Consider the following 12,373-nt stretch of genomic DNA (forward strand, 5'->3'; position numbering starts at 1 on the left):
ACCTGGGGTGCAATAGAGGGGTGAGCGCTCCAGCCGACCGTCCTCTGCCGACGTACACCGCACGGGTGGCAGCGATCAGCACGATCCTGGCCAAGCACCTGCCCCTCGACGGCCTGGTGCGGAACAACCAGGTGGCCAATCCGCTCGCGCCGTACCCGTCCTTGACGGCGGCCTGGGGCCCGGGCGCCTCCGCACCGGCGACGCTGACACTTTCCCTTCATCCCGTCGACGACTTCGCCGAGGAGGTCGCGCTGTTGCGGTCGACGTCAGGCGACGTCGGCTACGAGGTGCCCTGTCGCGAGCCGGGCACCTACGCACTGGTCCAGAAGGATCCGGCGGCAGTGTGGGTCGTGGCGACCGGTTGCGAGGTCCGCATGACTCACACCGGCATGGACCCGGCCACCCTGGTCGAGCCCGCGATGGACGTCGCGATCAGCGTCGGGTGGACGGACTTCGTCGACGACACGCGTTAGGAGTTCACCGCGGGGTTGTGCTCGTGATGCGGGATCTCGCTCTGCATGTCCTCAAGGTGTTTGCCCTTGGTCTCCTGCACCCAGCGCGACACGAACACGAACGACAGCACCGCGCAGATCGCGTAGAAGCCGTATGCGACACCGAGCGAGAAGGCGCCGAGCGCGGGGAACGACGCCGTGATCAGGCAGTTGGCGATCCACTGCGCGGCAGCCGCCAGCCCGAGGGCTGCGGCGCGGATGCGGTTCGGGAACATTTCGCCGAGCAGCACCCAGACCACCGGCCCCCACGACATGCCGAAGGCCACCACGAACAGGTTCGCCGCCACGAGTGCGATCCACAGTGGGGCTCCGGTCGGATGAGGCGCACCATCGACCACTGGAGCAGTGCCGAAGATCACCGCCATCGTGCCCAGGGTGACCGCCATACCGGCCGATCCGACCAACAGCAACGGCTTGCGTCCAACCCTGTCGATCAGTGCGATCGCGATGAGCGTGGTCGCGATGTTGGTGACCGACGTGATCACCGTGATCTTGAAAGCCTGGCTCTCGTCCAATCCTGCCGCCTGCCACAGAATGTTCGAGTAGTAGAAGATCACGTTGATGCCGACGAACTGCTGGAAGACCGACAAGCCCACGCCCACCCAGACGATGCCATAGAGACCGCCGGTCGGCTTGCGCATATCCGTCCATGACGGTGGCTTCTCGGACTTGATCGACTCCTGGATGCGGGTGATCGTCAGCTCGAGGTTCTTCTCCCCCAGCAGCATCGTGAGCACTCTGCGGGCTTCTGGAATCCGGTACGTCGCAACGAGATAGCGTGGCGACTCGGGGATCGTGTACGCGAGCGTGCCGTAAAGGACGGCGGGCACCGCCATCATGATGAACATCCACCGCCAGGCCTCCATCCCCAGCCACAGTTCCTTGTCAGAACCGCCGGCGAGATGAGCCAACAGCGCGTCGATGGCCAGCGACACGAAGATGCCGCTGACGATCGCCAACTGCTGCAGCGAACCCAGCCGCCCGCGGATCCGCGGCGGTGAGGTCTCGGCGATGTAGGCCGGCGCGATCACCGACGCCACGCCGACGCCGATACCGCCGATGACCCGGAACACGCCGAACATCCACACGTTGGCGGCGAGGCCGGTGCCGAAGGCGCTGATGAGGAACAGCACCGCGGCGATCTTCATCACCGAGAGCCTGCCGATCTTGTCTGCCAGCCGTCCTGCGACGAGCGCGCCGGCCGCAGCACCGATCAGTGCCGCCGCGACGGCGATACCGGTGACGAGCTTGCTGATCTCGAACTGTTCTTCAACCGCCGAGACCGCGCCGTTGATCACGGCACTGTCATAGCCGAACAGCAGGCCACCGAGGGCGGCCACCGACGCGATGCGGACCACCCTGCCGCTGTGTTCGGATTCCTCGTAGTCGAGGCCCGACGTGGAATCGCCTACCGGCCCGTGCGTCATGACAGGTCCTCCCGCAGCGTCGCGTGATCTGTGCCACATCACAATCGCACAGTCGACCTGCCGATAGGGGCGAAATCCGTACCGGTGATTGACGGCTCAGGCGCTGCGCTGACCCGGCTCGCGCTCCAGCTCGGCGTGGATCGCCTGGAGACCGGCCACGTCGAGGCGGCTCAGCGATTCGACGTGCCTGCGACGCGGCCCGTCGGGAACCGCCATGTCGTTGGGGACCACCAGTACGGGGCAGCCTGCGGCCTCGGCCGACGCGGTGCCGGTGACCGAATCTTCGATAGCCAGGCAACGCCTCGCGGGCAATCCGAGCAGCTCGGCCGCGCGCAGATACGGGTCGGGAGCCGGCTTGCCGCTTGGCACCTCGTCACCGCATACGGTCACCGAAAAATAGTGCCGCCCAATGCTTTTCAGAGCCCGCTCGGCGAGATCGCGCCGGGTGTTGGTCACCAGCGCCATCGGGATGCCCGCGGTGAGCAGGGCGTCGAGCAGTTCCTGGGCACCGGGGCGCCACGGCAGGCCCTGCTCGAACAGGTCGCCCGTGTAATCGTGTAGCCAGTCGGCAGACTCCGCCATCGCGACGGGGTCGGGGTCGAGCCCCACGTCGTCGTAGACGATCTGCATCACCGACTCCGACGAGCCACCCAGCGTCGACTCCCTCACCTCGGGAGTGAGCACCGCACCCATCCGCGCATAGAGCGCGTGCATCGAGACGTCCCAGAGCTTTTCGGAGTCGACCAGGGTGCCGTCCATATCCCACAGCACCGCTTTCACCCGGCGATTCTCGCACAACGGGCACCTGGCAGTCACATCGCGCAACCGGCAGGCAAACCCGCTCGCAACACCGGAGTTTCGGTGCTGCCGAGCAGGGCCTCACGGAAAGCCTTGGGACCGTTGGCATTCGTATCGTTGCCGGCGGCCACCAAGGTAGGGGGTCAGTCCTCCGGGTTGTAGCCCAGGTTGGACGACAGCCAGCGCTCGGCCTCCTGCAGAGTCCAGCCCTTGCGCCTTGCGTAATCGGCGACCTGATCCTGGGCCAACCGGCCGACCACGAAGTACTGCGACTGCGGGTGCGAGAAGTACCAGCCGCTGACGGCGGCACCGGGCCACATCGCCATCGACTCGGTCAGCTCGATGCCGGTGCGCTCACGGACGTCCATCAACTTCCAGAGCGTTTCCTTCTCTGTGTGCTCCGGGCAGGCCGGGTAGCCGGGGGCGGGGCGGATTCCCACGTACTTCTCGCCGATGAGTGCCTCGTTGTCCAGCTGTTCGTCGGGCTGGTACCCCCAGAACTCCTTGCGGACCCGTTCGTGCATCCGCTCCGCGAAAGCCTCGGCCAGGCGGTCGGCGAGCGACTCCAGAAGAATCGCGCTGTAGTCGTCGAGGGCTGCCTTGAACTCCGTGATCTTGTCCTGGCTGCCGAGCCCCGCGGTGACGGCGAAGGCGCCCACGTAGTCGGCCAGACCAGTTTCCTTAGGTGCGACGAAGTCGCCCAGCGACCGGTTCGGGATACCTTCGCGGTGCTCACCCTGCTGGCGCAGGTTGTGCAGCGTGGTGAGTACCTCGGAACGGGTCTCGTCGGTGTACACCTCGATGTCGTCGCCGACGGCGTTCGCCGGGAAGAACCCGATCACGCCGTTGGCGGTGAGCCACTTCTCCTTGATCAGGGTGTCGAGCATCTCTTGGGCATCGTCGTAGAGCTTGCGGGCAGTCTCGCCCGTCGCCGGGTTGTTGAGAATGTCGGGGAAGCGACCCTTCATCTCCCAGGCATTGAAGAACGGCTGCCAGTCGATGTACTCGCGCAGCTCGGCAAGGTCGTAGTCGGGAAACTCCCGCACGCCGACGCCTTGGGCGGGCACCGGTGGGGTGTAGCCGTCCCACTCGATCGGCGTCCGGTTGGCGCGGGCCTTTTCCAGCGTCAGCATCGGCCGCTCGTTCTTTTGCGAGTGGCGTTCACGCAGCGACGCGTAGTCGGCCTCGGTGGCTTCCAGCAGCGCCGGTCGCTGCTTGTCGTCGAGGAGTGCGGCCGCGACCGGCACCGAGCGCGACGCGTCCTTGACCCAGACCACCGGACCGCTGCGACGCGGCGCGATCTTCACGGCCGTGTGAGCTCGTGAGGTAGTCGCTCCCCCGATCAGCAGCGGGATCTCCATCCCCTCACGTTCCATCTCGACGGCGAAGTTGACCATCTCGTCCAGCGACGGGGTGATCAGGCCGGAGAGACCGATGATGTCGGCGTTGTGTTCCTTGGCCGTATCGAGGATCTTCTGCGCGGGCACCATCACACCGAGGTCGATCACTTCGAAGTTGTTGCACTGCAGCACAACCCCGACGATGTTCTTGCCGATGTCGTGGACGTCGCCCTTCACGGTCGCCATCACGATGGTGCCGTTGGTGTCTTTTTCCGCGGTCGCTCCGGAGGTGACTTTCTCCTCCTCGATGAACGGCAGCAGATACGCCACCGCCTTCTTCATCACGCGAGCCGACTTCACGACCTGGGGCAGGAACATCTTGCCTGAGCCGAACAGGTCGCCGACGACGTTCATGCCGTCCATCAGCGGACCTTCGATCACCTCGATCGGCCGCCCGCCTGCTGCGGCGATCTCGGCCCGCAGTTGTTCGGTGTCCTCGTCGACGTGGGCGTCGATGCCCTTGACCAGGGCGTGGGTGATCCGCTCGCGGACCGGCAGACCGCGCCACTCGGCCGCCTGGGGATCCTCGGACTTCCCCTTGCTGTTGAACCTCTCCGCGATCTCCAGCAGCCGCTCGGCCGCATCCTCACGACGGTTCAAGACGACGTCCTCGATGCGGTCCCGCAGCTCGGGGTCGATCTCGTCGTAGGGCACCAGCGCGCCGGCGTTGACGATGCCCATGTCGAGGCCCGCCTTGATGGCGTGGAACAGGAACACCGCGTGGATCGCCTCGCGGACGGGGTTGTTGCCGCGGAAGGAGAACGACACGTTGGAGATACCGCCGGAGATGTGCACGCCGGGCAGGTTGTCCTTGATCCAGGCGCATGCGTCGATGAAGTCGATGCCGTAGGTTGCGTGCTCCTCGATACCGGTCGCCAGCGCGAAGCAGTTCGGGTCGAAGATGATGTCCTCGGCCGGGAAGCCGACCTCCTCGGTGAGGATCCGGTAGGCCCGCCCGCAGATTTCTTTGCGGCGCTCCAGGTTGTCGGCCTGCCCTTGCTCGTCGAAAGCCATGACGACGACGGCAGCGCCGTACTTGCGGCACAGCCGGGCCTCGCGGATGAACTTCTCCTCGCCCTCCTTCATGGAGATCGAGTTGACGATCGGCTTGCCCTGCACGTTCTTCAGGCCCGCCTCGATGACCTCGAACTTGGAGGAGTCGATCATCACCGGCACGCGGCTGATGTCCGGCTCGGCCGCGATCAGCTTGGTGAAGCGGTCCATCGCGGCGACGCCGTCGATCATGCCTTCGTCCATGTTGATGTCGATGACCTGCGCACCGACCTCGACCTGCTGCAGGGCAACCGACAGTGCGGTGTCGTAGTCCTCGGCTTTGATGAGGTTGCGGAACCGGGCCGAACCGGTGATGTTGGTGCGCTCACCGATGTTCACGAACAGGGAGTCCTCGGTGATGTTGAGTGGCTCCAGGCCCGCCAGCCGGGTGGCGATCTCGATCTCCGGCACGTCGCGCGGCGGCACACCCTCGACAACCTGCGCGATCTCGGCGATGTGCGCAGGCGTCGTTCCGCAGCAGCCACCGACCATGTTGACCAGACCGGCCTGGGCGAAGTCGGCGACATAACCGGCCTGGCGCTTCGGGGACTCGTCGTACTCGCCGAAGGCGTTGGGCAGGCCGGCGTTCGGGTAGCAGGAGACGAAGGTGTCGGCGATGCGCGCCATCTCGGCGATATAGGGCCGCATCTCCGGCGCGCCGAGGGCGCAGTTGAGGCCCACCGCGAGCGGCTTGGCGTGCCGGATCGAATTCCAGAACGCTTCGGTGACCTGACCGGACAGGGTGCGCCCGGACGCATCGGTGATGGTGCCCGAGATGATCACCGGCCAGCGGCGGCCGCGCTGCTCGAACAGCGTCTCGATGGCGAAGATCGCGGCCTTGGCGTTCAGCGTGTCGAAGATCGTCTCGACGATGAGCAGGTCAGCGCCACCGTCGACCAGGCCGTTGGCAGCGTCGAGGTAGGCGGCGACCAGTTGGTCGTAGGAAACGTTGCGGGCACCCGGATCGTTGACGTCCGGCGAGATGGACGCGGTGCGCGTCGTCGGCCCCAGCGCCCCGGCGACGTAGCGGGGCTTGTCCTCGGTGCTGAACTCGTCGCAGGCTTTGCGGGCCAGGGCGGCGCCCGCGTAGTTCAGCTCGTAGCTCAACTCCTGCATGTCGTAGTCGGAGAGCGAGACCGCGTTCGCGTTGAACGTGTTGGTCTCCAGGATGTCGGCGCCCGCCTCGAGGTACTCGCGGTGGATGCCCTCGATGATCTGCGGCTGCGTCAGGTTCAGCAGGTCGTTGTTGCCCTGAACCGGGCTCGGCCAGTCCTTGAACCGCTCGCCGCGGTAGCCGGCCTCATCGGGGCGGTCCCGCTGGATCGCTGTACCCATGGCGCCGTCGATGACCATGATCCGTCGGCGCAGAGTTGCCGCCAGTTCGTCGGTGCAGTCCGGGCGGATGTTCGACTCAGAGGCGTTCACATACTCTCCTTCCGTAACGGAAGGCGTCCTTGACTCTGCCGAGCGTGGCGGATACGGGCAGAAACCCGACACCGTTGCAACGCCTCTCGACCAGAAGAGTCTACGTCGTCATCCGACAGACGTGCGGACGCCCAACGCGTCGTCGCGATCGACCCGACCAGCGTTCCCACCAACAGGGTAGTCGGTCTATGCAACCTGCTTGTTGACGCAACCGGCTCAGCGGCGCGATATGACCCGCGGCGACAAGGCACTCTTCGCCCCCACGCAGGGCTTACGCTGACAGTGTGACACCGTCGTATCCGAGCGGAGGTAGGCCGTCCGACCTGCCCGAATTGCAGAACGCCATCGTCGTGGCGGCGTTCGAAGGATGGAACGACGCCGGTGACGCGGCCAGCGACGCGCTGGACCACCTCGATGCGATCTGGGAAGCCGAACCGATCGTCGAAATCGACGACGAGGCCTACTACGACTACCAGGTGAACCGACCCGTGATCCGGCAGATCGACGGCGTGACGCGGGAGCTGGTGTGGCCGTCGATGCGAATCTCCCACTGCCGACCGCCGGGCAGCGACCGCGACGTGGTACTCATGCACGGCGTCGAGCCGAACATGCGGTGGCGCACCTTCTGCGCCGAGCTGCTGGCCATCGCGGACAAGCTCAACGTGCAGACCGTGGTGATCCTCGGCGCGTTGCTGGCCGACACGCCGCACACCCGGCCGGTCCCGGTGTCGGGTGCTGCGTACTCGTCGGAGTCGGCCAAGTTCTTCGGGCTGGAGGAAACGCGCTACGAGGGACCCACCGGCATCGCGGGGGTGTTCCAGGATGCGTGCGTACAGGCGGGCATCCCGGCGGTGACGTTCTGGGCGGCGGTACCGCATTACGTATCGCAGCCACCCAACCCCAAGGCGACAGTGGCGTTGCTGCGCCGCGTCGAGGACGTGCTCGACATCGAGGTGCCACTGGCCGATCTGCCCGCGGCCGCCGAGGAGTGGGAGCAGGCGGTCACCGAGATGACGGCCGAGGACGACGAGATCGCCGAGTACGTGCAGTCACTGGAGGAACGCGGCGACGCCGAGGTCGACATGCACGAGGTGCTCGGCAAGATCGACGGTGACGCGCTGGCGGCGGAGTTCGAGCGCTACCTGCGGCGGCGCGGCCGGTAAGGGTTTGGCCGAGTGGCCAGTTAGTGCACGCATTTTCGTGATTTGCGTGCACAACTGGCCATTCGACGTCGTCAGCGGATGGTGTAACCGCCGTCGACCAGCAGATCGGCCCCGTTGATCATCGCCGCCGCGTCGGACGCGAGAAAGACTGCGGCAGCGGCGATTTCGTCGGGGTAGGCGAATCGACCGGTCGGGATCTGGGTCTTGAGCCGGTCCCCCTTCTCGTTTTCCCACGCCGCGCGGCCGAGATCGGTCAGCACCACCGTCGGGCTGATGGTGTTGGCGGTGACGCCGCGGCCCGCCCACTCCGAGGCGAGCACCTTGGTCACGCCCACGACGCCGAATTTCGAGGCGCAATACGCGACGTGGTCGGTGAGGGCGACGCTCGCCGCCTGCGAGGCCATGTTGATCACGCGCCCGTAGCCCTGCTCGAGCATCACGGCGCCGACCTTCTGGCACATCAGGAAGGTGCCCGTGAGGTTGATGGCGATGGTCTTGTCCCAGGCCTTGACGTCGATTTCGGCGGCGGGTGCGAGCAGCGCCACGCCGGCCGAGTTCACGAGAATGTCGATGCGGCCGAAGCGTTCCCGGACCGCGTCGACGGCGTCGGCGACCGAATCGGCGGAGCTGACGTCGCAGGCGAAGGCCGCGTGGCCGTCCCCGAGTTCACGCGCACGCTCGGTGGCGGCGTCGCCCGAGAGGTCCAGGATCGCGACGGAGGCGCCCTTGACGGCGTAGGCCGAGGCGATGGCGGCGCCGATGCCCGAGGCGCCGCCGGTCACGACGGCGACCTTGCCGGTCAGCGAGAAGTCGAAGTCGACGACGGGATCGGTTGTGCTCATGGTCATCTCCTCGCTCGTCAGCAACCGGGGGCCGGCTCGTATCCGGCGATCGCGTCGACCTTGGCGGCCGAGGCCGACGCCGGGTCGAACTGGTAGTCGAGCCACTCCTTGGCCAGTCTGCGCGCCAACTCGATCCCCACGACGCGTTGTCCGAAACACAGCACCTGCGCATTGTTGGACAGCACCGACCGTTCGACGGAGAAGCTGTCGTGGGCGGTGACGGCCCGGATTCCCGGCACCTTGTTGGCACTGATGGCCACACCGAGTCCGGTGCCGCACACCAGCAGCGCACGGTCGGCCTTGCCTTCGGCGACCATGCGGGCCGCGGCCACCGCGACATGCGGGTAGGCCGTGTGCTCGTCGGTGCCCACCCCGACGTCGACGACGGACTCGACGCGCTCGTCGGCCTCCAGGTCGCGCCGCAGAATGTCCTTGTAGTCCACGCCGGCGTCATCGGCGCCGACGACGATCCGCAGACCGCTCATCACTTGCTCCTCACTGTGTCTTCTGCCGTGGTCTGGGCCAGTACCGCTGCCGCGGTGCGGACGCACAGCGCCAAGGACAGGGCTCCTGCATCGGGGGTGCCGAGGCTGCGCTCGGCGAGCGGACGTGCCCGCCCCACTTTGGGTTTCAGATCGGCCGTGGCCTGTGCGGCCTGTTCGGCGTCGGAGGCCGCCTGTGCCCAGGCGTCGGTCAGCTCGGCGCCTGCGGCGGTCTCGCGTTCGAGGCGGTCCACGAACGGGACCAGCGCGTCGAGCATCGTCTTGTCACCGACGGAGGCCTTGCCGAGGGTCGTGATGGCCTCCAGCCCGGCCCGCACCGCCGCGGCGACATCCGAAGGCGTGATGGCCTCGGCGTCGTCACCGAGGCGCGCACCGATCGCGCCCAGTGCGGCGCCCCAGAGCACGCCCGACGTGCCGCCGGCCTGGCTGGCCCAGGCCTCCCCTGCCGCGGTCAGTACGGACGCCGCCCCGGCCCCGGAGCCGTCGGCGAGCTCGGCCGCCTGTAGGGCCGCCGAGGTGCCCTTCACCATCCCGCGGCCGTGGTCGCCGTCGCCTGCGACCGCGTCCACGCGCCCGAGCTCGTCCGCTGCGTCTTCGATCGCGGCGGCCATCGCCGCCAGGATTGCGGTGGCGGTCTGCCCGCACCGGCGGGATGCCTGGGACACCTCGACGGCCTCGGTTTCGGTCACCGTCGCCGCGGCGACGACGCGTCGTGGCGCGGCGGTCGCCGTGGTCGCGACGCCCTTGCGGTAGGCCGGCGTGTCGGCGGGGGCCCGCCACAACTCGTCGAGTTCGTCGTCGAGGAACACCAAAGTCAGTGAGCAGCCGGCCATGTCGAGACTGGTGACGAGCTCGCCCACCTCGGGGTCGACCAGGGTGTAGCCGGCGGAGCGCAGCAGTGGGGCCACCGTGCGCCACACCACGAACAGCTCTTCGTACTTGGTGGCGCCGAGGCCGTTGAGGATCACGCCGACGCGGTTGGTGTCGCCCGGCGCCTCGGCCAGCACGCCCTCGACGAGCCGGCGGGCCAGATCCGCGGCGCGGGGCAGATCGCCCTCGTCGATGCCCGGCTCACCGTGGATCCCCAGCCCGACACCCATGCGGCCATCGGGAACGGTGAACAGCGGCGTGTCGGCGCCCGGCATCGTGCAGCCGCCGAACGCGACGCCGAGCGTGCGGGTGCGGTCGTTGGCGAGCCGCGCGACGCGTTCCACGCCGTCGAGGTCGTAGCCCGCCTCGGCGGCGGCACCGGCGATCTTGAACACGACGAAATCACCGGCGATCCCACGCCGCTTGTGAATTTCCTCAACAGGTGCGCTAGCAATATCGTCGGTGACGAACACGACGCGGGTATCGATGCCCTCCTGCTGCAGCCGCTGCTGGGCCAGCGTGAAGTTCATGACGTCGCCTGCGTAGTTGCCGGTGCTGAACAGCACCCCGGCACCGTTTTCGGCTGCTCGGCCCACCGAGTAGGCCTCCTGGGTCGACGGCGAGGTGAACACGTTGCCCACCACGGCCCCATCGGCGAAACCTGTTCCCACAACACCACAGAACGCCGGATAGTGGCCCGAGCCGCCGCCTACGACGACGGCCACCTTACCGGGCGTTTCGGCAGCTCGCACCACCCCGCCCTCGACGCTGAGTACACGGTCGGCGTGCAGGTCGACAAACCCCTCCAGGAGGTCGTCACTGAACGCGCGGGGGTCGTCGTACAGTTTCGTCACCGCTGATTCCTTCGCTCACGCGGATGCGTGTGTGCGTCCGCTCACTCGATTTATAACATGATTGATGCGATTTCTAATGTCAATACCTTGATAGTTCGCATGTTCGTTGTTATCTTTCTCAAATCCGAGATCAGAGGAGCAGGTATGGCCACCGCCCTACATGTCGACCACGTTGCGAAGGCCTTCGGCGGCGTGCCGGTGCTGCGTGACGTGTCATTCGACCTGCACGCCGGCGAGCTCACCGTGCTCGCGGGCGAAAACGGGGCCGGCAAGTCCACGCTGATGAAGATCGTCACCGGGCAGCTCAAGGCCGACTCGGGCGAGGTCACCGTCGACGGCACGGCGTTGCAGCACGCCGACCCCAAGCTGGCCCGCAGCCTCGGGGTGGGCATCGTGCCGCAGGAACTCGCCCCCTACCCCGAGCTGACGATCTACGAAAACCTGTTCGTGGGAAGGGAACTCAAGACGCAGTTCCGCACCCTGGACCGGCGCGGCATGGCCAGGCAGGCCCGCGAGATGCTGGCCACCTTCGGCGTCGACGTCGATCCACGGACCCGCATGGGTGATCTGCCCATCGCGCTCATGCAGCTCGTCGAGATCGCCAAGGCGACCACCTGGGGCGCCAAGGTGCTGCTGCTCGACGAGCCGACCTCGGCGATCCCCGACCGCGAGGTCGAACGCCTCTACGACGTGGTCCGCAGGCTCAAGACGCAGGGTGTGGCGATGCTCTACACCACCCATCGCATGGCCGAGATCACCGAACTGGCCGACCACGTGGTGGTATTGCGCGACGGGCAGCTCGTGCTCAACGCGCCGCTGGCCGACACCACGCCGGACGGCATCGTGCACGCCATGATCGGCCGTGAGCTCGACAACCTCTTTCCGCCCATCACCCCGGCAGGCGACGAGATCGGCCTGTCCGTCCGCGGTCTGCAACTGCACGCCGACGGGCCCGCCGTCGATCTCGAGGTCCGCAAAGGCGAGATCCTCGGACTCGGCGGACTGGTCGGCGCCGGGCGCAGCGAGATCGTCGAAGCCATCTTCGGGATCCGGCGCTCGGTCGCCGGCACCATCGACGTCAACGGCCGTGCGGTCCACCGCGGGCGCGTCGGCGACGCGATCCGCGCGGGCATCTCGCTGGTCCCCGAGGACCGCAAAGGCGCGGGCCTGGTGCTCACGCAATCGGTCCTCGACAACGGCAGCCTGCCGCATCTGGGCGCCTTCGCCTCCGCGGGTTGGCTGCGCAACCGCAAGCGCTCGTCGGCGGTCAGCGACGCCACCGCGTCGGTACGGCTCAAGTCCAGCGGCCTCGGCCAGCTCGTCGGCAACCTGTCCGGCGGCAATCAGCAGAAGATCGTGCTGGCCCGCTGGCTCACCCAGAACTGCTCGGTGCTGCTGCTCGACGAACCCACCCGCGGCGTCGATGTCGGCGCGCGCGGCGAGATCTACACCATCATCCGCGATCTGGCCGCCGAGGGGCGCTTGCCTGTCTCTTATACACATCTGACGCTGCCGACGATCGCATA

9 protein-coding genes are annotated in these 12,373 nt (G+C 67.1%); 3 read left to right on the plus strand and 6 right to left on the minus strand.

The window, feature by feature from the left end; all coding sequences use genetic code 11:
- The first annotated feature begins 20 nt into the window (after positions 1-20).
- Positions 21-473, plus strand: a complete 453-nt coding sequence (locus A5784_RS20360; protein WP_064946706.1) for a hypothetical protein — start codon at positions 21-23, stop codon at positions 471-473.
- Here A5784_RS20360 and A5784_RS20365 read toward each other — a convergent pair.
- The 3 genes from A5784_RS20365 to metH all read right to left on the minus strand — a co-directional run bounded on the left by A5784_RS20365 (position 470) and on the right by metH (position 6,615).
- On the minus strand, positions 470-1,939 hold the full coding sequence (locus tag A5784_RS20365) for a sugar porter family MFS transporter (RefSeq protein ID WP_064946707.1): 1,470 nt from the start codon (positions 1,937-1,939) through the stop codon (positions 470-472). The genes A5784_RS20360 and A5784_RS20365 overlap by 4 nt on opposite strands.
- A 96-nt stretch (positions 1,940-2,035) precedes the next feature.
- Positions 2,036-2,719, minus strand: a complete 684-nt coding sequence (locus A5784_RS20370) for an HAD family hydrolase (RefSeq protein WP_064946708.1) — start codon at positions 2,717-2,719, stop codon at positions 2,036-2,038.
- Between the two features lie 161 nt (positions 2,720-2,880).
- The gene (gene metH, locus A5784_RS20375) at positions 2,881-6,615 is read right to left on the minus strand and encodes a methionine synthase (protein ID WP_064946709.1); all 3,735 of its coding nucleotides are present in this window, start codon (positions 6,613-6,615) and stop codon (positions 2,881-2,883) included.
- 284 nt (positions 6,616-6,899) lie between these two features.
- On the opposite strand from metH, the gene A5784_RS20380 reads away from it, so the two are divergent.
- On the plus strand, positions 6,900-7,778 hold the full coding sequence (locus tag A5784_RS20380) for a PAC2 family protein (RefSeq protein ID WP_064946710.1): 879 nt from the start codon (positions 6,900-6,902) through the stop codon (positions 7,776-7,778).
- Positions 7,779-7,849: 71 nt separating this feature from the next.
- On the opposite strand, the gene A5784_RS20385 is transcribed toward A5784_RS20380, so the two are convergent.
- Genes A5784_RS20385 through A5784_RS20395 form a run of 3 tightly spaced genes read right to left on the minus strand, consistent with a single transcriptional unit; the run spans position 7,850 to position 10,847 of the window.
- A complete protein-coding gene (locus A5784_RS20385) occupies positions 7,850-8,620 on the minus strand; it encodes an SDR family oxidoreductase (RefSeq protein WP_064946716.1) in 771 nt (256 codons plus the stop codon).
- 17 nt (positions 8,621-8,637) lie between these two features.
- A complete protein-coding gene (locus tag A5784_RS20390) occupies positions 8,638-9,105 on the minus strand; it encodes a ribose-5-phosphate isomerase (protein WP_064946717.1) in 468 nt (155 codons plus the stop codon).
- Entirely contained in the window at positions 9,105-10,847 is a 1,743-nt protein-coding gene (locus A5784_RS20395; protein WP_064946711.1) for a dihydroxyacetone kinase family protein, read from the minus strand. The genes A5784_RS20390 and A5784_RS20395 overlap by 1 nt, the downstream gene beginning before the upstream one ends.
- A 144-nt stretch (positions 10,848-10,991) precedes the next feature.
- Here A5784_RS20395 and A5784_RS20400 point away from each other — a divergent pair.
- The coding region (locus A5784_RS20400) for a sugar ABC transporter ATP-binding protein (RefSeq protein ID WP_082944969.1) at positions 10,992-12,373 on the plus strand (1,382 nt) is incomplete at its 3' end.

The organism is Mycobacterium sp. 852013-50091_SCH5140682 (assembly GCF_001665685.1).
Classification (GTDB): domain Bacteria; phylum Actinomycetota; class Actinomycetes; order Mycobacteriales; family Mycobacteriaceae; genus Mycobacterium.

Coding starts and splice junctions, on each gene's coding strand:
- A5784_RS20385 (WP_064946716.1), bottom strand. CDS start 8,620: ATGAGCACAACCGATCCCGTCGTCGACTTCGACTTCTCGCTGACCGGC.
- A5784_RS20390 (WP_064946717.1), bottom strand. CDS start 9,105: ATGAGCGGTCTGCGGATCGTCGTCGGCGCCGATGACGCCGGCGTGGAC.
- A5784_RS20365 (WP_064946707.1), bottom strand. CDS start 1,939: ATGACGCACGGGCCGGTAGGCGATTCCACGTCGGGCCTCGACTACGAG.